The sequence below is a fragment of the Providencia sp. PROV252 genome (assembly GCF_033676005.1).
GTDB classification, from domain to species: domain Bacteria; phylum Pseudomonadota; class Gammaproteobacteria; order Enterobacterales; family Enterobacteriaceae; genus Providencia; species Providencia vermicola.
In genome coordinates, this window is sequence record NZ_CP096294.1 from 387,942 (window position 1) to 413,711 (window position 25,770).

Consider the following 25,770-nt stretch of genomic DNA (forward strand, 5'->3'; position numbering starts at 1 on the left):
CTTTTTAACGTATAAACTATTTCTGAATTTTAGGAACACTTGTTATGTCTATCACTAAAGACCAAATCCTTGATGCAGTTGCAGAAATGTCTGTAATGGACGTTGTTGAACTGATTACTATGATGGAAGAAAAATTCGGCGTTTCTGCTGCTGCAGCTGTTGCTGTTGCTCCAGGTGCTGCTGCTGAAGCTGCTGAAGAAAAAACTGAATTCGACGTTGTTCTGTCTGCTATCGGCGGTAACAAAGTTGCAGTTATCAAAGCAGTTCGTGGCGCAACTGGTCTTGGCCTGAAAGAAGCTAAAGACATGGTAGAATCAGCTCCAGCGACTATCAAAGAAGGCGCAAGCAAAGACGAAGCTGAAACTCTGAAGAAAGCTCTTGAAGAAGCAGGCGCTTCTGTTGAACTTAAATAAGTTCAATTTCAAGAACGCAGCTTAATTTAATTAGGCTGACGGCTGGTGATTTTTTAATCACCAGCCTTTTTGCGCTGTAAAGCGTGATGGGTGTTAACAGCTTTTCACGCAGTTTTAATGTTAACAACAACCCTCCAATACTTCTTTCTATTGACGACTTAATATACTGTGTTCTTCGCTACGACCCGCTCGGGTAGCTCGGTAGCCAAAGCGCGCAATGAAATGATTTAAGAGTAATAGCAATGAGTATTAAGGAAAGTATTCATTTTCCATTTCTTATATAAAACGCGTTGCGGTTAAGACTCTTACTTTAAGAGCTAACCACTTGGGTCACTGATCAACGAGCTGAGGAAACCTATGGTTTACTCCTATACCGAGAAAAAACGTATTCGTAAGGACTTTGGTAAACGTCCACAAGTTTTGGACATACCTTACCTCCTTTCTATCCAACTTGACTCGTTCCAGAAGTTTATCGAGCAAGATCCAGATGGCCAGAATGGGCTGGAAGCAGCTTTCCGTTCTGTGTTTCCAATTCAGAGCTACAGCGGTAACGCTGAACTTCAATATGTCAGCTATCGTTTAGGCGAGCCTGTTTTTGATGTTAAAGAATGTCAAATTCGCGGTGTGACTTATTCTGCTCCTCTACGTGTTAAATTACGCCTGATCGTTTATGAGCGTGAAGCACCAGAAGGCACCGTTAAAGATATCAAAGAACAAGAAGTCTACATGGGTGAAATTCCACTCATGACTGAAAACGGAACTTTCGTTATCAACGGTACAGAGCGTGTTATCGTATCTCAGTTACACCGTAGTCCAGGTGTGTTCTTCGATAGCGATAAAGGTAAAACACACTCTTCAGGTAAAGTGCTCTATAACGCACGTATTATCCCTTACCGTGGTTCATGGCTTGATTTCGAATTTGACCCGAAAGATAACCTGTTTGTACGTATTGACCGTCGCCGTAAATTACCAGCGACCATTATTCTGCGTGCAATGGATTACAACACCGAAGAAATTTTAAACCTGTTCTTCGAAAAAACTGTATTCCAAATCCGCGATAACAAACTGATGATGACGCTGGTTCCTGAGCGTCTGCGTGGTGAGACTGCTTCTTTTGATATCGAAGCGAACGGTAAAGTCTATGTTGAAAAAGGCCGCCGTATCACTGCTCGTCATATTCGTCAGTTAGAAAAAGAAGAAGTTAGCAACATCGAAGTACCTGTTGAATATATCGCAGGTAAAGTTGTTGCAAGAGACTACATCGATGAAAGTACTGGTGAGCTGATTTGTGCAGCGAACATGGAACTTTCTTTAGACATGTTGGCACGTTTGAGCCAGTCTGGTCACAAAACAATCGAAACATTGTTTACCAATGACTTAGACCACGGTGCTTACATTTCTGAAACCGTTCGTGTCGACCCAACTAACGACCGTCTGAGTGCATTGGTAGAAATCTACCGCATGATGCGTCCTGGTGAGCCACCGACCCGTGAAGCGGCAGAAAACCTGTTCGAGAACCTGTTCTTCTCTGAAGATCGTTACGACTTGTCTGCTGTAGGTCGTATGAAGTTCAACCGTTCACTGAACCGTGATGAAATCGAAGGTTCAGGTATCCTGAGCGAAGAAGATATCATCGAGGTGATGCGTAAACTCATCGATATCCGTAACGGTAAAGGTGAAGTCGATGATATCGACCACTTAGGTAACCGTCGTATTCGTTCCGTTGGTGAGATGGCAGAGAACCAATTCCGTGTTGGTCTGGTTCGTGTTGAGCGTGCAGTGAAAGAGCGTCTTTCTCTGGGTGATCTTGATGCATTAATGCCACAGGATATGATTAACGCTAAGCCTATTTCAGCCGCAGTTAAAGAGTTCTTTGGTTCCAGCCAGCTGTCACAATTTATGGACCAGAACAATCCACTGTCTGAAATTACGCACAAACGTCGTATCTCTGCATTAGGCCCAGGTGGTCTGACTCGTGAGCGCGCGGGCTTCGAAGTACGTGACGTACACCCAACTCACTACGGTCGTGTATGTCCAATCGAAACGCCTGAAGGTCCAAACATCGGTCTGATCAACTCATTATCTGTTTATGCACAGACCAATGAGTACGGTTTCTTAGAAACCCCATACCGTTTAGTTCGTGATGGCTTAGTCACTGATGAAATCCACTATCTGTCTGCAATTGAGGAAGGTAACTTCATCATTGCTCAGGCGAACACCGTATTAGGTGAAGATGGTAGCTTTATCGAAGAGTTAGTCACTTGTCGTAACAAAGGTGAATCAAGCTTATTCAGCCGTGAACAGGTTGAATATATGGACGTTTCGACTCAACAGGTTGTTTCTGTTGGTGCGTCACTGATCCCATTCCTTGAACACGATGACGCCAACCGTGCATTGATGGGTGCGAACATGCAACGTCAAGCGGTTCCAACTTTACGTGCTGACAAACCATTAGTTGGTACAGGTATGGAACGTGCAGTAGCGGTTGACTCGGGTGTAACGGCTGTTGCAAGACGTGGTGGTTCAGTTCAGTACGTTGATGCGTCTCGTATCGTTATCAAAGTTAACGAAGATGAGATGTATCCAGGCGAAGCTGGAATCGATATTTATAACCTGACTAAATATACCCGTTCTAACCAGAACACCTGTATTAGCCAGATGCCTTGTGTATCTTTAGGTGAGCCAGTTGAGCGTGGTGACGTGTTAGCAGATGGTCCTTCAACAGACCTCGGCGAATTAGCACTGGGTCAAAACATGCGCGTGGCATTCATGCCATGGAATGGTTATAACTTCGAAGACTCCATCTTAGTTTCTGAGCGTGTTGTTCAAGAAGACCGTTTCACGACTATTCACATTCAGGAACTGTCTTGTGTGTCTCGTGACACCAAATTAGGGCCTGAAGAAATCACTGCGGATATTCCAAACGTCGGTGAAGCTGCGCTTTCTAAACTGGATGAATCCGGTATCGTTTATATCGGTGCAGAAGTGAAAGGCGGCGACATTCTGGTTGGTAAAGTAACACCGAAAGGTGAAACTCAGTTAACCCCAGAAGAGAAACTGCTGCGTGCTATCTTCGGTGAAAAAGCGTCAGACGTTAAAGACTCTTCTTTACGTGTCCCTAACGGTGTTTCTGGTACGGTTATTGACGTACAAGTATTTACCCGTGATGGTGTAGAGAAAGACAAACGTGCATTAGAGATCGAAGAAACTCAGTTACGTGATGCGAAGAAAGACTTAACAGAAGAGCTACGTATTTTCGAAGCTGGCCTGTTTGCCCGTATCCGTTCTGTACTGGTTAACGGCGGAATTGAAGCTGACAAACTGGACAAGCTGCCTCGCGATCGTTGGTTAGAGTTATCTTTAGCTGATGAAGAGAAGCAAAACCAGTTAGAACAATTAGCTGAACAGTACGACGAACTGAAATCTGAGTTCGAGAAAAAACTCGATGCAAAACGTCGTAAAATTACCCAAGGTGATGATCTGGCACCTGGCGTACTGAAAATTGTTAAGGTTTATCTGGCTGTTAAACGTCAGATTCAACCGGGTGATAAAATGGCGGGTCGCCATGGTAACAAAGGTGTTATCTCAAAAATCAACCCAGTTGAAGACATGCCTTACGATGAAAACGGTAACCCAGTTGACATCGTTCTGAACCCACTGGGCGTACCATCACGTATGAACATCGGTCAGATTTTGGAAACCCACTTGGGGATGGCAGCAAAAGGTATTGGTGAGAAAATCAATGCTATGCTTAAACAGCATGAAGAAGTTGCCAAACTGCGTGAATTTATCCAAAAAGCGTACGATTTAGGTGATGATCCACGCCAGAAAGTTGACTTGAACACTTTCTCTGACGAAGAAGTGATGCGTTTGGCTGAGAACCTGAAAAAAGGTATGCCAATTGCGACACCAGTGTTTGATGGTGCGAAAGAGAAAGAAATCAAAGAACTACTGAAACTGGGCGGTCTGCCAACTTCAGGTCAGATTACATTATTCGATGGTCGTACTGGCGAGCGTTTCGAGCGTCAAGTTACTGTCGGTTACATGTACATGCTGAAACTGAACCACTTGGTTGACGATAAGATGCACGCCCGTTCAACAGGTTCTTACAGCTTGGTTACTCAGCAACCGCTGGGTGGTAAAGCGCAGTTCGGTGGTCAGCGTTTCGGGGAGATGGAAGTGTGGGCACTGGAAGCATACGGTGCAGCCTATACTCTTCAAGAAATGCTTACAGTTAAATCGGATGACGTTAACGGCCGTACGAAGATGTATAAAAACATCGTCGATGGCAGCCATCAGATGGAACCTGGCATGCCGGAATCTTTCAACGTATTGCTGAAAGAAATCCGCTCACTGGGTATCAACATCGAGCTGGAAGACGAGTAATTCGTTTTGTGCCGGAGGGTTCGCCTTCCGGCCTATGTAAGCACTGGGATTTGGGGAGAGTGTCTTTGAATACTCACCTGACAGGTCTAACTCCGACAGGAGCATTTTGTGAAAGACTTAATAAAGTTTCTGAAAGCGCAAACCAAGACCGAAGAGTTTGATGCTATCAAGATTGCTCTGGCATCACCTGATATGATCCGTTCATGGTCATTCGGTGAAGTGAAAAAGCCAGAAACGATTAACTACCGTACGTTCAAACCTGAGCGTGATGGTCTTTTCTGTGCGCGTATTTTCGGGCCAGTGAAAGACTACGAATGTCTGTGCGGTAAGTACAAACGTTTAAAACACCGCGGTGTGATTTGTGAGAAGTGTGGCGTTGAAGTTACACAGACCAAAGTCCGTCGTGAGCGCATGGGTCACATTGAACTTGCTTCTCCGACCGCACATATTTGGTTCTTAAAATCACTGCCATCCCGTATCGGTTTGCTGCTCGATATGCCACTGCGTGATATCGAACGTGTTCTGTACTTTGAATCATATGTTGTTGTTGAAGGCGGGATGACTAGCCTTGAGCGCGCACAGATTCTGACAGAAGAGCAATACTTAGATGCGCTGGAAGAATTCGGTGACGAATTTGATGCGAAAATGGGTGCGGAAGCTATCCAAGGCCTGCTGAAAAACCTCGATCTTGAGAACGAGTGTGAAACGCTGCGTGAAGAGTTAAACGAAACTAACTCTGAAACTAAGCGTAAAAAGCTGACCAAACGTATCAAACTGCTGGAAGCGTTCATTCAATCTGGTAACAAACCAGAGTGGATGATCTTAAACGTGCTGCCAGTATTACCACCGGATCTGCGTCCATTAGTTCCACTGGATGGTGGCCGTTTCGCAACATCAGATCTGAACGATCTGTATCGTCGCGTGATCAACCGTAATAACCGTCTGAAACGTCTTCTGGATCTGGCTGCGCCAGACATCATCGTACGTAACGAAAAACGTATGTTGCAAGAAGCGGTTGATGCGCTGTTAGATAACGGTCGTCGTGGTCGTGCTATCACAGGTTCTAACAAACGTCCTCTGAAATCTTTGGCTGATATGATCAAAGGTAAACAAGGTCGTTTCCGTCAGAACTTACTTGGTAAGCGTGTTGACTACTCAGGTCGTTCTGTTATCACCGTAGGTCCATACCTGCGTCTGCATCAGTGCGGTCTGCCGAAGAAAATGGCTCTTGAGTTATTCAAACCATTTATCTATGGCAAATTAGAATTACGTGGTCTGGCAACAACCATCAAAGCTGCGAAGAAAATGGTTGAGCGCGAAGAAGCGGTTGTTTGGGATATCTTGGATGAAGTTATCCGCGAACACCCAGTCATGCTGAACCGTGCACCAACACTTCACCGTCTGGGTATCCAAGCGTTCGAACCAATTCTGATCGAAGGTAAAGCTATCCAATTGCACCCACTCGTTTGTGCGGCATACAACGCCGACTTCGATGGAGACCAAATGGCGGTACACGTTCCTCTGACTCTGGAAGCTCAGTTAGAAGCACGTGCGTTGATGATGTCAACCAACAACATCCTGTCACCTGCAAGTGGTGAGCCTATCATCGTTCCTTCACAGGACGTTGTATTGGGTCTCTACTACATGACTCGTGACTGTGTAAACGCGAAAGGCGAGGGCATGGTATTAGCCGGTCCTAAAGAAGCTGAGCGTGTTTACCGTTCAGGTCATGCTTCACTGCATGCCCGCGTTAAAGTCCGTATCACTGAAGAAGTGAAAGATTCGGAAGGTAACATCACTATCAACACGGGGTTAGTTGATACCACGGTTGGTCGTGCAATTTTGTGGATGATCGTACCAAAAGGTCTGCCTTACGCGTTGGTTAACCAAGCGTTAGGTAAGAAAGCGATCTCTAAAATGCTGAACACCTGTTACCGTGTTCTGGGCCTGAAGCCTACGGTTATTTTTGCTGACCAAATCATGTATACCGGATTTGCCTATGCGGCACGTTCAGGTGCATCAGTTGGTATCGACGATATGGTTATTCCAGAGAAAAAAGCTGGGATTATCGCCGAAGCAGAAGCTGAAGTGGCAGAAATTCAGGAACAGTTCCAGTCTGGTCTGGTTACAGCAGGCGAACGTTACAACAAAGTTATCGATATCTGGGCAGCGGCAAACGAACGTGTTGCTAAAGCGATGATGGAAAACTTGTCAACTGAATCCGTTATCAACCGTGATGGCGTCGAAGAACAACAAGTTTCTTTCAACAGTATCTTTATGATGGCCGACTCTGGTGCTCGTGGTTCCGCCGCTCAGATCCGTCAGTTAGCGGGTATGCGTGGTCTGATGGCTAAGCCAGATGGCTCCATCATCGAAACACCAATCACGGCAAACTTCCGTGAAGGTCTTAACGTTCTCCAGTACTTTATTTCGACGCACGGTGCGCGTAAAGGTCTTGCCGATACTGCATTGAAAACAGCGAACTCTGGTTATCTGACTCGTCGTTTAGTCGACGTTGCACAGGACTTGGTTGTGACTGAAGACGACTGTGGAACTCACGAAGGTATCCTGATGACTCCGGTTATCGAGGGTGGCGACGTTAAAGAGCCACTGCGTGAGCGTGTACTGGGTCGTGTGACTGCTGAAGATATCCTGATCCCAGGTACAGCGGACATTCTGGTTCCACGTAACACCCTGCTTCATGAAAAACTGTGTGACCTGTTAGAAGCTAACTCTGTCGACAGCGTGAAAGTACGTTCTGTTGTAAGTTGTGAAACAGACTTTGGTGTGTGTGCACACTGTTATGGTCGTGACCTTGCTCGTGGTCATATCATTAACAAAGGTGAAGCTATCGGTGTTATCGCGGCACAGTCAATCGGTGAGCCAGGTACACAGTTAACGATGCGTACGTTCCACATTGGTGGTGCGGCATCTCGTGCTGCAGCTGAATCTAGCATCCAAGTCCGTAACACAGGTACTCTGAAACTGGTTAACGCGAAATTCGTTACGAACTCAGAAGGCAAACTGGTTATTACTTCGCGTAATACTGAGCTGCGTCTGATTGACGAATTCGGTCGTACGAAAGAAAGCTACAAAGTACCTTACGGTGCACACCTGTCTAAAGGTGATGGCGCTGCGGTAACGGGCGGCGAGACTGTTGCGAACTGGGATCCACATACCATGCCAGTCGTCAGTGAAGTTTCTGGTTTCATCAGCTTCTCTGACATGCTTGATGGTCAAACAATGACGCGTCAGACTGATGAATTAACGGGTCTGTCTTCAATCGTTGTTCTGGATACTGCGGAACGTACCAGTGGTGGTAAAGACCTGCGTCCTGCTCTGCGTGTTATTGACGCAAATGGTAACGATGTTCTTATCCCTAACACGGACATGCCAACTCAGTACTTCTTACCGGGTAAAGCAATTGTTCAGTTAGACGATGGCGTTGCTATCAATGCGGGTGATACTTTAGCGCGTATTCCACAAGAATCTGTGGGTACTAAAGATATCACGGGTGGTCTGCCACGCGTAGCTGACTTGTTCGAAGCACGTCGTCCGAAAGAGCCTGCAATCTTGGCTGAAATCAGCGGTATTATCTCGTTTGGTAAAGAAACCAAAGGTAAACGTCGTCTGGTTATCACCCCATTAGATGGTAGCGATCCGTACGAAGAGATGATCCCTAAATGGCGTCAGCTTAACGTGTTCGAAGGTGAGATTGTTGAACGCGGTGACGTTGTTTCTGATGGTCCAGAATCTCCACATGATATTCTGCGTCTGCGTGGTGTCCATGCTGTTACGCGTTATATCACGAATGAGGTTCAGGAAGTTTACCGCTTACAAGGCGTTAAGATAAACGATAAACACATCGAAGTTATCGTTCGTCAGATGCTGCGTAAAGTCACCATCGCGGATGCAGGAAGTTCTGAATTCCTTGAAGGTGAACAAGTCGAGTACTCACGTGTTAAAGTTTCTAACCGTAAATTGGAAATGGAAGGCAAAATTCCAGCCAATTACGCACGCGACCTGTTGGGTATCACTAAAGCATCTCTGGCAACAGAGTCCTTTATCTCAGCAGCATCGTTCCAAGAAACAACACGCGTACTGACAGAAGCAGCCGTTGCAGGTAAACGCGATGAACTGCGTGGTCTGAAAGAAAACGTTATTGTTGGACGTCTGATCCCAGCAGGTACTGGTTTTGCGTATCACCAAGACCGTATCCGTCGCCGTCATCTGAACGACGTTGTGGAAGCGCCACAAGTTAGCGCAGATGAAGCAACAGCGAACTTAGCTGAACTGTTAAATGCAGGTTTCACGAGTGACAACCAGAATTAATTTCTGATTTCCAAGTGTTTCTTGATAAAAACTGGTGTCGTAAGGCACCAGTTTTTTTATGCCTAACAGATGATAAAAACGCTTATTTATTACTAAGCAATGATATTGGAACGGTGACTCTTCGACTTTCTTGCTTATCCTCCCAGCTTTTTATATCAAACATCCATAAATGATCGACTGTCATTTCATAAAAGCGTGAATGGCCATTACTACGTAATGCATTTAAGTTTACCTGAGTGAAAGAGGGCGATATTTCATCAAAAGGTGATTGGGGATAAAATTCTTCAAGGGCTTCTTCACATTCCGCATCCGTGAGCTCTCGTGCTTTCCCTGTAAATTGCATTCCATCTAGACCTGATTTTAGCATTTCAGGTAATGAGTGATTAAATAATGAGCCACTGATCTTTTCATTTTGTTGGATATTCTTAGAGTGCTTTGCTTGTCGAGATGAAAACCAAATAAAGCGTAGTGGGTTTAATTTGACGCAATGTTCGACGGTTGATGCCCAAGGTAATTGATCATTACCTTGTGTAGCCAGTGTTAAAAAGCGGGTATTTTGCAGTAGTAATAAACTGCGTGTTTTTAAATTCATATAGGGTCCTTTAATCAAAATTGTAGGTTTATTAGAAATAACTATGCGGTTTTCGATGCAGTTATAAGTAGGGCGTGGGGACATTGTAGGTAGTCCAAATATAGCTCTGTAGTTTCAGAATGGTCGGCAATTATGTTTCCATATTGAAGATAGCTGAATCCAGCCTGTAAAATAGTATTACCTAAAGTGTTATAGGAATAATAGTAAGCTTGTATTGTTTCATTATACGGAGGGAGGCAAATATTAAAATGAATAGAACTTTCATCTTTTCTTGGTTGCTTTTCAATTAATCGAAAACCATAATTATAATAATATTCGCTATTGCCAGAAAAATCAGGGTTAATTGTTAATATCGTTAAGCGACCATTTGGTTTCAATACACGATAAATTGACCGCACAATAGAATGTATGTCATTCGTATGCTGGCAATAAGGAAAAACATAAATGGCAAGAGCTAAATCAAAATATTCAAAATAATTATCAAGATTAGAGGTGTAAATAATATTTGAATTATTCAGTTTTGCATTTTTTCTTGCCAAATTGAGCATATTGGATGAAATATCAAACCCAACTATATTTTTTGCTCCTTCTTTCTCTAACCAGTGTGATATAAACCCTGCACCACATCCATAATCTAAAATAGCCAGTGTTTCTAGCTTATCTATATATGGTTTTATCGTAGGAATATCGATATGCATACGAAAGGGCCACTGAAAGGCATGACTGTAAATTTCAGTAAGTTGATCAAATTTTTTCATGTTACTTTAAATTATTTATTAAGTTGAATTAATCGTTTATTTTTATATTTATCATAATTTTTTAATTGGATGTTTTTACTGGTTATTTATTTTCTCTCACATGAGTTTTGAAAAAAATTTGAAATAATATAATGTTAGTAAATTTATATGTAAATATTGAGTTTTATTAGATGTTGTTAATTTTTATAGGATGATGATAAATAAAAAATAGTGATAATAAATGACCTCGATATCAATTAGAGGGAATAATAAGAGGATTAATTATTTTTTATTTTAAATTTTAAAGGAATATTAAATGGATAAAGATATTATAAATAATCAGAGTGATAATGAAAAAATGAACTTGTCTACCCAACAAGGGAATTTTTCGAATAATTTTGCCGCTATTAATACTTCCCAGATTGTCACTGGAAGTGGTTCTATTGCATTGGATTTAGTCGTTATTATTGATACCAGTGGTTCAATGTCTGATGAGTCAAATGACCTGAGTCAGCAAATTGATGCGGCTATCGAAAAAGCAGCTGCGAATTGTCCTTCTCAGTTAAGAGCCACTTTTTTAGGTATCCAAGGGACATGGGATAACACAAAATTTGACCAATCAGTGAGTGACTATTTAACTGCTTTAGGCGTTAATCAAAGTAGTTTACAGGCAAGGCAGCCTTTTAAAGAAGCTGATGGTATTGACCATGCAGGTAATAAAGAAGATTTGTGTCGCGCGGTGATTGATGTCAGTAACTATTTTGATTGGCGTGATAATGCACGTAGAGCGATTTTTGTCTTGGGGGATGAAGGCTTAGAAGGCGGCGGAGGGACGTTAACGAGCGCGGCGGTATTGAAAAATAACGAGGCTATTGCCGTTGCACAAAATGCCCATGTAAAAGTATATACTTATCAAGGCACACCAAATGATGATCCATCCAATATTGACCGTTTCCCAACCTTGAGTGACCGAGACAAAGTCACGAAAGAGTATGAGCGTTTAGCAGTACAAACGGGGGGACGTGCGTATATTTATACTACTGGAATAGCGAATTTTTCGTTGGTTCTGCAAGAGATTTTATGTGATAGCTTAACGCCTCCGAGTCGCCCAGATACAGAGAAGTCTAGCTGTGCAACGGTTTGTGAACAGCTCCCTTTAATTATCGCGACAGTTAATACATTGGCTGAAATTATCAATAAAACGATAGATGCTTGTTGTCCAGGAGGATCCGAGAAGCACCATGATGTGGTTAAGGTTTGCCAATGTGATCATTGATTTTTAAGCAAAAAAAGAGGGAGTTTCTCCCTCTTTTCTATTTTGTGACTCATAGTCATACAGACTAATAGAAGATACCAATGATTGCACAGTGTGCAACAAAACCGACCATCAGCGGTACCGCCGTTCGTTTCACCACATCGAAAGGCTGTAGTTTTGCTCCACTGGATACGGCAATGATCACGCCTGCTACTGGGGACATACCACGACCCATATGGGAAGCTTGTTGCATCGGTAGGATCATCGAGATCGGGTTCACGCCCATGCTGTGTGCGATTTGCGGAATTAACTCCACAAACGCTAAGAATGGCGCATTACCTGAGCCCATGATAATTGCGGCAGCAAGTGTCACTAGGGCAAAGACGATCGCCATAGCAAATGGCGGTAAGCCGACTGACTCCGCCCCTAAAATCAGTTGGTCAATCGCACCACTGACTTTGATACCGTGAGCAAATACCCCAGCTGCAACGAGTAAGCCAACAACGTTACTAAAAGCATGTCCCATTCCGTTAAGGAACGTCTGAAAGCCATTACATACCAATTTAAAATTACGTACTCTTAGGGTTTCAATCACCATACAAATTGCCATCGCAATCAATACAATGGTCACCACATCTAAGTGAATACCTGCAAAGAATAGATTGGATGTACCGACCGCCATCACGATTGGTAGCATAGGAAGAAATGCATAGTATCCTGGAACGGATTTTTTGCTTTCAGCTTTCTCATTGGATTGAACGGCTTTACCGATTTCAGGCACAAAGCCTTGTTTACGGTCACAATGACGTTGCCAGAAAATATGTGTAATACCTACCACCAGCACAGTGGCTAATGCCGCAGGGCCTTGGTAGTAAAGGACATATTCAACGACAGACATATCAACGGCTTTTGCGCCACGAATCGCATCGATGGCGGTTGGTGTGTATGCAACACCGAGGGAGGTTGCAATAACCCCAGCCGCGGATGCAGGGGATAAACCCAAGCCAATCATTATCGGGAACATGGTTCCCATCAGTAATACAGCAAGACCAGTTGCTGACGGGATTGCCAGTTGTAGGATACTTGCCAATAAGAAAGAGAAAAACAGCAACACATATGGCGAACGCATGTTTTTCAGTGGCTTAGTGGCAACACGAACAACGGCTTCATTTGCACCGATATGGTCCATATACTGTGCAAAGCCCATCAAAGCCATGATCATCAAACCAAGATCTGCCGCACGACTACTGAAAAGGTCACGCATTACTTCAAATGGATCGAGCCAGGTTATCCCTGTTGTTGCGACGTTTTTAGGCAGGATTGGCCCCCAACCCAGTGCCATGGTGAAGATCATCAGTGCTAAACCCGCGATGAGTAACACAGGTTCTGCTTTGTAGCCCTTCAAAATAAACCGCGCAACCAAAACAACGATAATCAGAACCGTTAGAATTGGGATCATGCTTTCGCTCCTGGTTTGAAGCGTTCAGCCGTAATTTGGACCACTTGTTTCAGAACATCGCTTGCTGCGTACAGAGATTTTACTGGGAGGTATTCATAGATTGAATGGAAGTTATGAGCACCAGTAAAAATATTCGGGCAAGGTAAGCCATTTTGCGACAATGCCGCACCATCATAACCCCCACGCATTGGAATAACTTTCGGTGTAATTCCGCAAGCTTGGTAAGCATCAACAGCAATATCAATCGGATAGCTGTTATCACCTTGCAGGCTGTTATACACATTTGAATAGCGGTCGGCTAATTTGCAAACGACGCTTTCTTTGCCCCACAGGTCTTCACAGTTTTCAGTCAGTTTTTTCAAGAAAGCCATACGTGCACGGTAGCCTTCTTCAGTAAAATCGCGAACGTCCATTTTTAATACAGTACGCGCGCTGTTTCCTGACATTTGTTTAACCCAGTAGTAGCCTTCACGCCCTTCGGTATATTCGGGTGCTTCACCCCCAGGTAACATGGCAATAAATTTTTGTGCCATCAGTAATGAGTTGATTAATTTACCTTTTGCAGACATTGGGTGGGCAGATTTACCTGTAAAGATAATTTCTGCATCCCCTGCGTTCCAGTTTTCATACACTAACTCACCAATACCACAGCAGTCGAGGGTATAGGCAAAGTCTGCACCAAACTCTTTAACATCAAACACTTTTGCACCGCGCAGGCCTTGTTCTTCATCAGGTACAAAACCAACTTTGATGGTTCCGTGTTTTACGTCAGGGTTTTGTTTGAAGTACTGCAGCATATCCATGATAGATGCGATAGCCGCTTTATCATCAGCACCTAATAAGCTGGTTCCATCGGTGACAATGATGTCATCGCCAATGTAATTGACTAGCTCAGGGAAGTCGCTCTTACGTAAGTAAATATTCAGTTCTTTGTTCATACACAAGTCTTCGCCGGTATAAGGCAATATTTGTGCTTTAGTATCATTAGTTTGTTCTGCACTTGTGTCTAAGTGCCCAAAAAATGCGACAGTTGGGACGTCGTAATCAAGGTTAGAGGGCAGTGTGGCGGTGACAATGGCAGTGTCACGCAGTTTAATATCTTCAACGCCCAGAGCCTCTAGCTCCTGAACCAGTTGTTTCGCAAGTACACGTTGCCCTTCTGAGGATGGCATAATTCCTGCCGCGCCCTTTTCCCTATCAGTGGTGGTGTTAATTTTGGTGTAAGAAATAAACCGCTCAACAATATTCATTCTTTTAATTCCCCAGCATCTTATAGAATGCGTTTTACATTAGTTATATCTGTGACTGTAATTTCATTTCACAGTATTATTCTTGTATCACAACTAAAGATATTTTGAATATCAGACCTGTTGAATTTTTCTAAGAAATGCTAGTGAGAATATAAAATTGATAATTAATAGTGGCATTATTCGTATAATGAATTAAAATGAGCGACTTTATTCCTACCTTATTTTTCCTAACTTTGCATTGTTAAATTATTGATATTGATACGTGATAATATTCTTTCACAATGTATATTTTATTTAACACCTAGTATTAAACTCGCTCTATCTTAAATTTAATTAATATATATTTTTGTTAGGTAATTAAAAGATAATTTATTCTAAAAATAAAAACAATTTTAATTTAACAACATTAATAGAAAAGTAGATGGAATGAATGCTTAAAATCATATTTTGACATTTTATTTCTTTATCTTTCATTTAGATAATTGAATAAATTTTATAATGCCTCTTATATTGGTTGATTTTTATAGGATAGTGATAAAAATTTTTCTTTGTATTGTTTCACATTGCCTCTATCTACCCCTTGTTTGAAAGTAAATGAAAACTTGCTGTCGACTGTTTAACTACCACTTGCTATGTAATTTCAAAGCAAAATTCCACTTTTGTGCTCAGTATCTCTGAATTATTTATTTTTATTAAAAATCAGTTAATTATGGTTATTTATCCTAAGTTGTTATCATCTTTTTACAGCGAGGTAATCGACTTATTTTCGATGAATTGCTTACTTTTTGTGATCTCTACTTGAATTTTGGTATTTTCGATCACTTACTTTTTGATCTTATGTAAAAGTATAAATAATATGTATTAACCAAAAACGAAAGAAAACGTAAACAAAAAGAGGATGAAGCAATGACTGTTTCGCGAAGAACCTTTATAAAAGGATTAGCAGCCAGCGGTGCAGCAATATCGGTTTCTAGTCCCATTTTAGCCAATGAAGGAAAACCTTCAAACGGTACACCTTATCGGCCTGATAATGCGCCTAATTTATTGATAGTATTTCCTGATGAAATGCGTGCCCATGCGCTACAATTTATGGGAGAAGATCCGTCAATTACGCCTAATTTAAATAAGTTTGCCAAACAGGCGAAAGTCATGACGCAAATGGCGTCAAATTACCCATTATGTTCTCCATTCCGTGGCATGTTTATGACAGGACAATATCCTGTTCGTAATGGTATCACTGGCAATGCACATGATTATGGCGGAAAGGTAGGGATTGATTTATCGCCTTATGCTAATTGTTGGTCTGATGTATTAAAATCACTAGATTACAGCACAGGTTATATTGGTAAATGGCATTTAGATGCGCCATACGCCCCTTTTATTGAAAGTTATAACAACCCGATGGAAGGGCGTTATTGGAATGAATGGGCAGCGCCAAATCGCCGCCATGGCTTTGATTTTTGGTACTCCTATGGGACATATGACCTGCATATGAAGCCAATGTATTGGGCTAACGATACGCCACGTGAAAAACCTGTTTATGTCGACCAATGGGGACCAGAACATGAAGCGGATATGGCCATAAAATTCTTACAGAATAAAAATGGGCAATATCGTGACAATACAAAGCCATTTGCGCTGGTTGTTTCAATGAACCCCCCACATTCACCGTATGACCAAGTTCCACAAAAATATCTCGATGTCTATAAAGGAAAAACATCACAAGAGTTAAATACTCGGCAGAATGTTAAATGGGATACGGAATACCAAGAAGGTTACGGCCCTCAATATTTTAAAGAATATCTGGCAATGGTAAACGGCGTCGATGAACAATTTGGTCGTATTGTTGATGAGCTTGAAAAACAAGGGCTTGCAGATAATACACTAGTCGTTTTCTTTTCGGATCATGGGAGTTGTCTTGGTGCAAATGGCCAACCGACGAAAAATAACCCATATGAAGAATCGATGCGTGTTCCGATGATGTTCCGCTTGCCAGGTAAAATTAAACCAGGACAAGATGATGCATTAATGTCAGCACCAGATATCTATCCAACGATCCTAGGCTTATTGGGGTTAGAGCAGTGGATCCCTGGCTCAGTTGAAGGCAGTAACTTAGCTGAGCGTGTCGTTACTGGTGAAGGTGAAGTCGCCAATTCTCAACTTTATTTATTTATTCCTTATGGTGAACCTTCGTTTGGTAAACGTGGCGTAAGAACGAAAACACATACATTGGTTATTGACCGCCAAGATGGACAACCTTTGAAATATACGCTTTATGATAATGTAAACGACCCTTATCAAATGAAAAATGTGGCAGACGAAAATAAGCCAATTATTGATGAATTAATTAAAGATGAGCTCATACCATGGTTAGAAAAAACGGGTGATTCTTGGAGACCAACAGAATTCATTACAGCAACAACAAATAAATTAAATAAAAAAGTTTCAGCTTGTGAAGTTAAATAAATCATTTTTTGCCACCTAATAAACTAGGTGGCATTAATTTAAAAAAATGAAAATATTATTCTCTAATAAAACAGGGAATCACTATCCTCGTGCTTAAATAGTACACAGCTTTGGAATAAAGATAATGAAAAAATTAATTATTGCTAGTGCAGTATTACTTTCAATTTCATCACAATATGCTCTTGCAAATAACTATAAAACAACAATTGAGTATCGCCATCAATATTTAGATGCATCAGGAAAAAGTGGAGATAGAATTAAGGCTTTTTTGGATACAGGGAAAAATATTGGATTTGAACTAGATGCTCGTTATGGGAATAAAGATGGTGCCTATGATGCAATGAAAATTGATGGCTCCGAATTCTCAGCATTTTATTATAAAAAATTGAACCCAAATTTAGTGGGACTAGTTGGTGCTTCTCTTGATTTTGATAAATTAGGTCTAGTGTATGTTCCTTATGTTCGTTTAAATTATACATTCGATAATGGCATTCGTTTACAAGGCCGTTATAAATGGAAAGTATGGGATTATGGTCAAGCAGGAGAGAATGGCAGTAATTATCACTCTAAGATCCAAGAGTTTGATAGTTGGATCGGCTACAAATGGGGTAATTTAGATTTACAATATCAGTTAGATTTAATGTGGGAAATGGCTGACAACGCTCAACCTCTTTATAATGATAAGAAATTCGATTATCAACACAATGTTCGTCTTCGTTATGATATCAAAGCTGATGATGGTGCTTTGTGGCGCCCATTTGTTGAAGTGGGTAATGTAAAAGAAAATAGATTTTCAAGTGACCGACAAACACGTTTCCGTGTGGGTATTCAATATACCTGGTGATATCACTTTCTATTAAATAGCTATATGCCCACGAGTGATCGTGGGTTTTTTTATTGCTGGCTATGTAAATAAAAGTGGAAGAATGATACGAAAAACAGTAAGAAAAATGGCCAATAAATTGGCCAAAAATAAATTAATGAAATGACAACTTGAGCAATGGTAAATTGGGTTGTAATAAATTAAATTTTGAGTTGAATAACTTCACTTGCTGCTAATAAATAGGCTCCAGCGCCATAATCCATATTATGGTCATACTGGACATCTCGTGGGTTGAATGCTGGAAGCTGCACCCAACCTAACATCCCATTGGGATGAATACAGCTTTGTAGTGCGCACCATGATTTTTCGAGCAAAGGCAGGTAGTGTGTTTCTTTCAGTAAACCTTGGTTTAAGCCCCACGCTAAGCCATAGCAAAATAATGCAGTGGCACTACTTTCGGGAGCTGGAAAGCTTTGGGGATCCAGCAAACTGGTACGCCAGAAACCATCTTCTTGTTGGTATTGAATGACAGTTTCTATTAGCTGAGTAAATAAATCCACATACTGCTGACGAGCAGGAAAATCATCAGGTAAAGATTGTAAGATGCGCGGGATAGAAGCTATAACCCAGCCAATACCTCGACTCCAAAATACTTTTTCACCATTTTTTTCACGCAACTCACCACCTTTGCCATCAGGAATATAGCGATAATCACGATAAATTAAGCCAGTTTCAGGATCTCGTAAATGTTCTATCGCATCCCAATAAGCAGTATGCATATAATCTAAATAACGGCTGTCATTTGTATGTGCAGATAATGCTGCAAAAGCGGGAGGAGCCATGAAAAGAGCGTCACACCACCACCAGTCCTCTCGACCTGGTTTTGGCTCAACTAACATAAGGTTGAATGCGTTAATAGTGGGCTCAAGGACTTCTGGATGATCAAATTGTGAGCTTACGGCTAAATAGGCTTGGGTACAGACATGGTCATCGGCAAATCGCGGGTTAGGTCCTGTACGAAATCCTGTATGTAATGTGTAATCCAATACACCAGCGAGATATTCGTTATCCTGTGTTGCTTGCCATGCAGCAGCAACACAAGACCACAGAACACCACGTTCCCAGTCCGTATCTTTAATAAAACGGGTTTTGCCACTACGACGAAGCACACTGCGTACTTGGTTTTTTGATTGATAACGGTAAACCCGTTTCATATCGTCTAAAACTGTATTACGTTGTAATGGTTTTGGTAATGATGATTGTTCCATTCTTTTCTCCAGATGGGTTAGCGAGCTAACCAGCCACCATCAACCGCAATGGTATAACCATTAATATAGTCACTTGCTTTGGAGGCTAAAAAGATGGCAGGTCCCGCCAAATCCTCTGGTGTTCCCCAACGGCCTGCTGGAATACGTTCTAAGATAGCTGCGTTGCGATCTGCATCAGCGCGCAGTGCCGCCGTGTTGTCTGTTGCCATGTAACCTGGGGCAATTGCATTCACATTGATATTGTATTGGGAAAGTTCAGTGGCAAGTGCTCGAGTGAGCCCCATGACAGCTGACTTACTTGCCGTGTATGATGGAACTCGAATACCACCTTGGAACGAGAGCATTGACGCAATGTTAATAATTTTCCCGCCATTACCTTGTTTCACGAATTGGCGCGCAACGCGTTGAGATAAAAAGAATAAGGTTTTTTGATTAATATTAATCACATCGTCCCAATCTTTTTCACTAAACTCTAATAAGTCTTCACGGCGAATAATACCTGCATTATTGACAAGGATATCAACATGGCCCATGGCGGATACTGCATCATCAACCAAAGTTTGTAACCCATCTTGTTCCATTAAATTCATGATAATATAGTGAAATTTACGGCCTAAAGCTTCAACTTGAGCACGTGTTTCAGGGGCATCTTGGATACCAACCCCGACAATATCCGCGCCTGCTTGGGCTAAACCAATTGCCATCCCTTGACCTAAACCGGTATTACATCCAGTGACAATCGCAACTTTTCCTGTTAAATCAAATAAGTTCATCTGTGCCTCACTTACGATGTGACAGTACTGCCACATCGTTTTTTATTATGTTAAAAAGATAAAAGGGTTATTTCAGATCTTTCATCGCGACATGGTCCATATCGTGGAATACCTGGTTTTCCCCAACCATTCCCCATATAAATGTATAAGCCGCAGTTCCCACGCCTGAGTGAATAGACCAGCTTGGACTAATGACGGCTTGTTCATTACGAACAACAATGTGACGTGTTTCGGAAGGCTCACCCATATAATGGAAAACAACGTTGTCTTCTTTCATATTAAAATACAGATACACTTCCATACGGCGCTCATGGGTATGGCATGGCATGGTATTCCATAAGCTACCGGGTTCGAGTACTGTCATGCCCATTGATAATTGGCAGGTTGGTAAAATAGATGGGTGTAAGAATTTATAAATGGTTCGAACGTTACAATTTTCAACATTACCCAATTTTTCTGGTGAAGCTTGTTCGATAGTAATTTTGCGTGTTGGATAGGTATGGTGTGCAGGAGCACTGTTGATGTAAAAACGTGCAGGGGTAATGGCATCGTTACTGATAAACTCGACAGATTTAGCACCCATACCAATATAAATAGCTTCTTTTGGTGCGATATCATAAGTTTCGCCATCAACGATAACTTGACCTGCCCCCCCAATATTAATTGCACCTAGTTCACGACGCTCAAGAAAGAACTCAACGCCTAATGCTTTTCCTGCCATAAGAGCGAGTGGCTTTTGTGTTGGAACAATGCCGCCCACAATAATGCGATCGATATGGCTATAAGTGAGATTCATTTCCCCTTCACGGAACAAGTTCTCGATCAGGAACTGTTTGCGTAAGCCTTCAGTATCAAGTGTTTTTGCATGCTCACTGTGAATTGGTTGACGAATTTCCATTATAAATACCTCATGATTTACTGATAGGTAACCAACCTTAATGGTCGGTATCCCCGAATACAGAGTGAACGTGTTCACCTCTGATGAATGTGTCTGTTAGATAAAAATTATTATCAACAACGGCAAAATTAGCTTGAGCCCCAACTCGGATGTAGCCAAATTGGTCATCAATTCCAAGGTATTGAGCGGGGACCGATGTGGCCATTTGTACAGCTTCCCACTCAGGAACATGAGCGAGTTGCACCATATTGCGCAGTGCGTTATCAAGGCTGCACGTACTACCAGCAAGAGAACCATCTGCAGTGCGAGCTTGCCCTTGGGTGACTTTCACCGTCTGTGCCCCTAGGGCATAATCACCATCTGGTAGCCCTCCAGCTCGCATGCAATCCGTGATTAACGCTAGCTGTTGGTAACCTTTCATTCGATAAGCCAACTGCATCATGACAGGGTGAACATGAATGCCATCGGCAATCAGTTCCGCAAGGACATCGTGGTACAACACTGCGCCACAACAACCAGGCTCTCTATGATGTAAACCCGTCATGCCGTTATAAAGATGCACGCCACAATCTGCACCATGTGAAAATGCGAGGCGGGTTTGTATAAAATCGGCAGCAGTATGTGCAACACTGGTTTTAATACCGTGTTGTACTAACCAATCAATAACCTCAATAGCGCCTTCTGCTTCAGGTGCAACAGCTACACGCAAAAGGGTGTGGTTAGCACATTGCACAAGGTCTTCCAACTCATGAATGCTCGGCGCCTTTAAGTACTTAACAGGATGTGATCCTCGATGACGTTCAGTGAAGTAAGGGCCTTCTAAAAAACTGCCGACTAATTGGGCGCCTGATGTTTGCGGCTTGGTGATAAATTCACACACTTGGATTAGTGCGCGTTTGATATCATCCATGGGGGCGGTGACGGTCGTTCCCACCCAAGCCACAACACCTGTTTTGACTAATGCATCAGCAATGGTTTGCAACCCTTGTTGGCTTGCATCCATGACGTCTGCACCAGCACGGCCATGAATATGGATATCAACAAATCCTGGTAGTAAGGAGCGGCCTTCAAGACGAATGACTGGGCAGTGTTCGGGGGCGGTATCCGTAATTTCCTGTATAATACCGTTACACACTCGAACATATTGCTGATAGCGAATTCCCTCTGGAGTAAAGGTGCGATCCGCTAAAATGGCATATTGCTGCTTCATAGGCCATCTTCTTCAAATTCAGGTGCTGATATCATAGTCAGTTGCTGACGTAGGTCTTGAATACTGCTAGTGCCAATATCGTGTAAGATAGAAAGAAGTTCTTTTGTATCAACGCCTTCACGCTCTAATGCCGCATTGACGATCATCGGCAGATTAACGCCAGCTAAAACTTCAACGGATTTATCTTCCATCATAATTGCCATAGCGCGATTACAAGGGGTTCCACCAGGAAGGTCGGTGAGAAAAAGCACATGTTCACAATTCATGGTGTCCATTGCTGCTCGCATTTGTTGTTCCAATTCGTTGGGAGAAAGGGTCTCAACAAAATCAATAAACACCATATTTTCCTGTTCACCTGCGATGGCTTTAACTGCGGAAGCCATGCCACTTGCAAAATTAATGTGTCCAGAAACAATCAAACCAATCATTTACAACTCCTTGCTGGTGGGTAATTTAGTTACCCACCTAAAAACAATTTAATACGATTCTGTTACATCACACCAAGTACATGGCCAATAACACCGAAGGCTAAGACAGAGAAGATAAGTACTGGCGGTTTTGCCCAGAAACCAGTCCCTTTCACCATTTTGAACATCAAAAAGACAAGGCACAGAGGGAGCAAGTTAGGCATGATTTTGTCGAACAAGGCGGTTTGTAGTTCGACCACCTTGCCACCCACCTCGACTGCGGCGGTGGTTTGTACCTTTATGAAAGTGGCGGAAAGTGCTCCAATCACAAAAATACCCATGATGTTAGCGGCTTTAGCCAGTTTTTCTGTTGCATCGCTCATGTTAACCATCGCTGCAGTACCTGCGCGATAGCCCATGAACATCAAGCCGAAATAGACAAAAAAGTGAACAATTTGGTACAAAAAGAAGAAAACGAATGGGCCAGCAATTGAGCCTTCCATTGCGATAGATGCACCTAACGCTAAAGTCAGTGGCATCAATGTCATATGGTCGATAGCATCGCCAATTCCACCTGTTGGGCCCATACCCGCTACTTTCATGACGTTAACAGTAGAAGGCTTCTCTTTGTTTTCTTCCATGGCAACAGCAGTACCAAGTAAGAAAGTAAATAATTTTGGACTCGCATTAAAAAACTGTAAGTGGTTTTTCAGTGCGGTTGCATAATCACGTTTGTTATTACCATGAATTTTGCGTAGTGCTGGGATGATGGAGAATGCAAATCCTCCCCCCTGCATACGTTCAAAGTTAAAGTTACCCTCCATAAATAGCCCGCGAAAAGCACAACGCCATAGATCGCCTTTCGTGATGACTTTGCGGACAGTGGTATCTTGATACTCATCAATGCCATCAACGTAGGATTCCGCTGGTAAGTTTTTGGTTTCTACTGCAGTTTTGTTATCAGATACCATCTTCAAAATCCTCATTTTGTTGTGAGTTATTCTTGTTGTTGTTACCGCTGAAGAAGTAATACAGTGCCGCTGCAGATGCACCGAGTATTGCTACGGCCATAATTGGTAGTTTGAGATAAGTGGTCATAACGAAACCAACAAAGAACACGCCAGCCACTTCTTTTGACCACATGATTTTTAACAGCATAGCGAAACCAATTGCTGGAACCATTTTCGCCCCAATACCTAAGCCTTCGAGGAGCACTTTTGGCGTGTTTTCATCAATCCACTGTGCTGCGTGTTCACCAAAGTAAACTGTTACAAAGGCGACGATCGCATAGAGTAAAGAACGAACGGTAATTGTGGCGATTAATAATCGGGAGATCCCAGCTGCATCCGCTTTTTCCGCGTAGCGATCAGCTTTCCCCATGGTGAATGCGGTGATAGCGAAAAACCCGATAATGATCATTTGCATGAGAACGGCAATTGGCATTCCGATCCCCATAGCTACCGCTGGTGACTGGTTAGTCATGATGGCAAATGCAACAGCAGCGATAGTTCCTAAAGTGACATCAGGTGGCTGAGCCCCAGCATTTGGAACAAGCCCAAGCCAAGCTAATTCTAATGTTGCACCTGCAATTAAACCGACTTGCATATCACCCATAATCAGGCCAACTACAGGCCCTGTGATCAGCGGGCGGTGGATATTGAGTGCAACGTCATACTTATCTATACCGCAAAAGAAGGCCCATAAAGCCACAAGAGAAGCTTCATAAATCATAATAGTTTTCCTTAAACGCCTTAGTGTTAAGTTGTTATTTCACTCTGCCTATGCTGATGCGAGAGTCAGAACATTAACGGGGGTTTGATCGGGAGTATTTTGAATCGTGCAAGCTACTCCTTTGTTAACAAGCCGACGAAATGCATCTAAGTCGCTTTCATCCACTGACACCGTTTTGGCAATTTGGCGCTTTCCTTCATGGAAATGCATATTACCGACGTTGCAGTGAGTGATAGGAACGCCGCCTTCGACAAGACGAGCAACATCTGTTGGGTTATTGCAAAGAATAAAGATTTTTTGACGAGGAGATGCTTTGTGAATGACATCAATGGTTTTTTCAATAGAGAAAAACCGGACGGCATATTCTCCACCCGCGGAGGCTTTCATTCCTGCTTGCATAAAAGCGGCGTTAGGGCCATCCGCAGCATCGTCATTAGCAACAAGAATTAAATTTGCTTCAGTGTGTTTACCCCAAGTGATTCGAATTTGCCCATGTAATAAACGCTCATCGATTCGGGTCCAGACAATATTTGGTGCGTGCATATAATTGCTCTCTTATTATTAGCTATATTTATCATTAAGAAGGTATGACGCCATCTTCTTGATATGAGAACGGGTAAATAGTGACACCTTGAACAACTCGATTAATTTCTCCAGTTGGAGATGGGTTATCAGGTGTATTCCCCAGTGCAATGGAACTATGGAATGCAAAGGCCTGTGCTAACATTAAATAAGGAAAAAACAGGGCTGAGTCTGAGCATTTCTCCATTTTTTTAATATAAACAAAACTTTCTTCTATTTGTGTGTCATCAGAAGAGGAGGTGACCGCGATCACTTTTGCTGAAGCATTATCGTGAATTACCTCTCTTAATAAGTCAGTTTCATACTGTCTGGTGTATTTATCGTTTGACAGAAACAGCACGACCAACGTTTCTTTATTGACGATAGATTTCGGTCCATGGCGAAAGCCTAAAGGAGTATCGAAGTTAGCAACGACCTTACCAGCCGTTAATTCCAACATTTTTAAGGCGGCTTCTTGTGCTAATCCTTGTAGGCCACCACTACCTAAATAAATGACTCGTTTAAATTTACCTGCATAATCTTCTCGGATACGACGGTTAAATTGGGTATAACTGTCGTGATAATCTTGGAAATAAGGTTTAATTTCGTTTAAATAGAAGGATTCGGTTAAGAAGATACACAGTGCAGCCATCATCATGGATGAAAAGCTTGACGTCATTGCTAATGAACGGTCATTTGACTCTTCAGGCATTAAAATGGCTAATGCATGGGTATTATTTTGGCAATAACGATATAGCTGTCCTTGTTCGTTACAGGTTAAAACTAAGTGATAACATTGAGTTAAGCATTTTTCTGCCACATCGAGGGCGGCAACACTTTCGGGGCTATTGCCCGAGCGAGCAAAAGAAATGAGTAACGTTGGTACGTCTTCCGCTAAATATTCTTTTGGGTCGGCAACTAAATCCGTGGTGGCAATGGCATCTACGCGACGTTTTAAATGGCCTGTTAGAACAGGGGCAAGAGCGCGCCCTGCAAAGGCTGATGTTCCAGCACCTGTCATGATAATCCGTGCGTTTGATGCCTGAAGTACTTTAGCTAAAAATGCATCAATTTCAGCGCGTTGCTTTTGTATTAGCTGGTTTGTTTTTTCCCAACACTCAGGTTGTTGTTCAATTTCTTTTGCTGTCCAGAATGCGTTTAGCTTTTCGAGTTCAGGTGTTTGATAGCTTAAATATTCCATGTCAAACC

Annotated in this window: 19 protein-coding genes; 6 read left to right on the forward strand and 13 right to left on the reverse strand. The window is 42.4% G+C overall.

The annotated features are described in order from the left end of the window. Positions 1–44: 44 nt before the first annotated feature. The 3 genes from rplL (at position 45) to rpoC (ending at position 9,131) form a co-directional block, all read left to right on the forward strand. Complete coding sequence (gene rplL, locus M1F05_RS01740; protein WP_206086830.1) at positions 45–413, forward strand: 50S ribosomal protein L7/L12; 369 nt, start codon at positions 45–47, stop codon at positions 411–413. A gap of 357 nt (positions 414–770) precedes the next feature. Continuing rightward, positions 771–4,799, forward strand: a complete 4,029-nt coding sequence (gene rpoB / locus M1F05_RS01745; protein WP_206086829.1) for a DNA-directed RNA polymerase subunit beta — start codon at positions 771–773, stop codon at positions 4,797–4,799. A gap of 108 nt (positions 4,800–4,907) precedes the next feature. Beyond that, positions 4,908–9,131, forward strand: a complete 4,224-nt coding sequence (gene rpoC / locus M1F05_RS01750) for a DNA-directed RNA polymerase subunit beta' (RefSeq protein ID WP_206086828.1) — start codon at positions 4,908–4,910, stop codon at positions 9,129–9,131. A gap of 82 nt (positions 9,132–9,213) precedes the next feature. Here rpoC and M1F05_RS01755 read toward each other — a convergent pair whose 3' ends face one another. Both M1F05_RS01755 and M1F05_RS01760 read right to left on the reverse strand, forming a co-directional pair. Beyond that, positions 9,214–9,723 (reverse strand): pyridoxamine 5'-phosphate oxidase family protein, encoded by a 510-nt coding sequence (locus M1F05_RS01755; protein WP_206086827.1) that lies wholly within the window; start codon positions 9,721–9,723, stop codon positions 9,214–9,216. 41 nt (positions 9,724–9,764) lie between these two features. Further along, a complete protein-coding gene (locus tag M1F05_RS01760; protein WP_206086826.1) occupies positions 9,765–10,481 on the reverse strand; it encodes a class I SAM-dependent methyltransferase in 717 nt (238 codons plus the stop codon). A 337-nt stretch (positions 10,482–10,818) separates the two neighbouring features. Between M1F05_RS01760 and M1F05_RS01765 the strand changes: the two genes are divergently transcribed. Next, on the forward strand, positions 10,819–11,736 hold the full coding sequence (locus M1F05_RS01765; RefSeq protein WP_241016920.1) for a VWA domain-containing protein: 918 nt from the start codon (positions 10,819–10,821) through the stop codon (positions 11,734–11,736). A gap of 64 nt (positions 11,737–11,800) precedes the next feature. On the opposite strand, the gene dcuC is transcribed toward M1F05_RS01765, so the two are convergent. Next, the gene (gene dcuC / locus M1F05_RS01770) at positions 11,801–13,174 is read right to left on the reverse strand and encodes a C4-dicarboxylate transporter DcuC (protein ID WP_206086824.1); all 1,374 of its coding nucleotides are present in this window, start codon (positions 13,172–13,174) and stop codon (positions 11,801–11,803) included. After that, the gene (gene pepT, locus M1F05_RS01775; protein ID WP_206086823.1) at positions 13,171–14,424 is read right to left on the reverse strand and encodes a peptidase T; all 1,254 of its coding nucleotides are present in this window, start codon (positions 14,422–14,424) and stop codon (positions 13,171–13,173) included. The genes dcuC and pepT overlap by 4 nt, the downstream gene beginning before the upstream one ends. Positions 14,425–15,330: 906 nt before the next feature. On the opposite strand from pepT, the gene M1F05_RS01780 reads away from it, so the two are divergent. Beyond that, a complete protein-coding gene (locus M1F05_RS01780) occupies positions 15,331–16,890 on the forward strand; it encodes a sulfatase-like hydrolase/transferase (RefSeq protein WP_206086822.1) in 1,560 nt (519 codons plus the stop codon). 124 nt (positions 16,891–17,014) lie between these two features. Continuing rightward, positions 17,015–17,734, forward strand: coding sequence for an oligogalacturonate-specific porin KdgM family protein (locus M1F05_RS01785; protein ID WP_206086821.1), 720 nt, complete (start codon positions 17,015–17,017; stop codon positions 17,732–17,734). Between the two features lie 179 nt (positions 17,735–17,913). Here the strand turns inward: M1F05_RS01785 and M1F05_RS01790 are convergent, their stop codons facing one another. The 9 genes from M1F05_RS01790 to M1F05_RS01830 form a co-directional block, all read right to left on the reverse strand. After that, a complete protein-coding gene (locus M1F05_RS01790) occupies positions 17,914–18,981 on the reverse strand; it encodes a glycoside hydrolase family 105 protein (protein ID WP_206086820.1) in 1,068 nt (355 codons plus the stop codon). Between the two features lie 17 nt (positions 18,982–18,998). Then, positions 18,999–19,754 carry a 2-dehydro-3-deoxy-D-gluconate 5-dehydrogenase KduD gene (kduD, locus tag M1F05_RS01795; RefSeq protein ID WP_206086819.1) on the reverse strand — a complete coding sequence of 252 codons (756 nt, stop codon included), beginning with the start codon at positions 19,752–19,754 and terminating at the stop codon, positions 18,999–19,001. 67 nt (positions 19,755–19,821) lie between these two features. After that, positions 19,822–20,652, reverse strand: a complete 831-nt coding sequence (kduI, locus tag M1F05_RS01800) for a 5-dehydro-4-deoxy-D-glucuronate isomerase (protein WP_206086818.1) — start codon at positions 20,650–20,652, stop codon at positions 19,822–19,824. A 37-nt stretch (positions 20,653–20,689) separates the two neighbouring features. Next, positions 20,690–21,862 (reverse strand): N-acetylglucosamine-6-phosphate deacetylase, encoded by a 1,173-nt coding sequence (gene nagA / locus M1F05_RS01805; RefSeq protein ID WP_206086817.1) that lies wholly within the window; start codon positions 21,860–21,862, stop codon positions 20,690–20,692. Next, positions 21,859–22,290, reverse strand: coding sequence for a PTS galactosamine/N-acetylgalactosamine transporter subunit IIA (agaF, locus tag M1F05_RS01810; RefSeq protein WP_206086816.1), 432 nt, complete (start codon positions 22,288–22,290; stop codon positions 21,859–21,861). Before agaF ends, nagA begins: the two co-directional genes overlap by 4 nt. A gap of 62 nt (positions 22,291–22,352) precedes the next feature. Then, positions 22,353–23,240 carry a PTS system mannose/fructose/sorbose family transporter subunit IID gene (locus M1F05_RS01815; protein WP_206086815.1) on the reverse strand — a complete coding sequence of 296 codons (888 nt, stop codon included), beginning with the start codon at positions 23,238–23,240 and terminating at the stop codon, positions 22,353–22,355. Beyond that, entirely contained in the window at positions 23,230–24,000 is a 771-nt protein-coding gene (agaW, locus tag M1F05_RS01820) for a PTS N-acetylgalactosamine transporter subunit IIC (RefSeq protein WP_094962833.1), read from the reverse strand. Before agaW ends, M1F05_RS01815 begins: the two co-directional genes overlap by 11 nt. Positions 24,001–24,048: 48 nt before the next feature. Beyond that, entirely contained in the window at positions 24,049–24,543 is a 495-nt protein-coding gene (agaV, locus tag M1F05_RS01825; RefSeq protein WP_206086814.1) for a PTS N-acetylgalactosamine transporter subunit IIB, read from the reverse strand. Positions 24,544–24,577: 34 nt separating this feature from the next. Continuing rightward, a complete protein-coding gene (locus M1F05_RS01830; protein WP_206086813.1) occupies positions 24,578–25,762 on the reverse strand; it encodes an SIS domain-containing protein in 1,185 nt (394 codons plus the stop codon). Between the last annotated feature and the right edge of the window lie 8 nt (positions 25,763–25,770).

What these genes read in the sequence shown, in the direction of transcription:
- rplL (WP_206086830.1), top strand. Translation starts at nt 45, where the DNA reads ATGTCTATCACTAAAGACCAAATCCTTGATGCAGTTGCAGAAATGTCT.
- rpoB (WP_206086829.1), top strand. Translation starts at nt 771, where the DNA reads ATGGTTTACTCCTATACCGAGAAAAAACGTATTCGTAAGGACTTTGGT.
- M1F05_RS01755 (WP_206086827.1), bottom strand. Translation starts at nt 9,723, where the DNA reads ATGAATTTAAAAACACGCAGTTTATTACTACTGCAAAATACCCGCTTT.
- M1F05_RS01760 (WP_206086826.1), bottom strand. Translation starts at nt 10,481, where the DNA reads ATGAAAAAATTTGATCAACTTACTGAAATTTACAGTCATGCCTTTCAG.
- M1F05_RS01765 (WP_241016920.1), top strand. Translation starts at nt 10,819, where the DNA reads ATGAACTTGTCTACCCAACAAGGGAATTTTTCGAATAATTTTGCCGCT.
- dcuC (WP_206086824.1), bottom strand. Translation starts at nt 13,174, where the DNA reads ATGATCCCAATTCTAACGGTTCTGATTATCGTTGTTTTGGTTGCGCGG.
- pepT (WP_206086823.1), bottom strand. Translation starts at nt 14,424, where the DNA reads ATGAATATTGTTGAGCGGTTTATTTCTTACACCAAAATTAACACCACC.
- M1F05_RS01780 (WP_206086822.1), top strand. Translation starts at nt 15,331, where the DNA reads ATGACTGTTTCGCGAAGAACCTTTATAAAAGGATTAGCAGCCAGCGGT.
- M1F05_RS01785 (WP_206086821.1), top strand. Translation starts at nt 17,015, where the DNA reads ATGAAAAAATTAATTATTGCTAGTGCAGTATTACTTTCAATTTCATCA.
- M1F05_RS01790 (WP_206086820.1), bottom strand. Translation starts at nt 18,981, where the DNA reads ATGGAACAATCATCATTACCAAAACCATTACAACGTAATACAGTTTTA.
- kduD (WP_206086819.1), bottom strand. Translation starts at nt 19,754, where the DNA reads ATGAACTTATTTGATTTAACAGGAAAAGTTGCGATTGTCACTGGATGT.
- kduI (WP_206086818.1), bottom strand. Translation starts at nt 20,652, where the DNA reads ATGGAAATTCGTCAACCAATTCACAGTGAGCATGCAAAAACACTTGAT.
- nagA (WP_206086817.1), bottom strand. Translation starts at nt 21,862, where the DNA reads ATGAAGCAGCAATATGCCATTTTAGCGGATCGCACCTTTACTCCAGAG.
- agaF (WP_206086816.1), bottom strand. Translation starts at nt 22,290, where the DNA reads ATGATTGGTTTGATTGTTTCTGGACACATTAATTTTGCAAGTGGCATG.
- M1F05_RS01815 (WP_206086815.1), bottom strand. Translation starts at nt 23,240, where the DNA reads ATGGTATCTGATAACAAAACTGCAGTAGAAACCAAAAACTTACCAGCG.
- agaW (WP_094962833.1), bottom strand. Translation starts at nt 24,000, where the DNA reads ATGATTTATGAAGCTTCTCTTGTGGCTTTATGGGCCTTCTTTTGCGGT.
- agaV (WP_206086814.1), bottom strand. Translation starts at nt 24,543, where the DNA reads ATGCACGCACCAAATATTGTCTGGACCCGAATCGATGAGCGTTTATTA.
- M1F05_RS01830 (WP_206086813.1), bottom strand. Translation starts at nt 25,762, where the DNA reads ATGGAATATTTAAGCTATCAAACACCTGAACTCGAAAAGCTAAACGCA.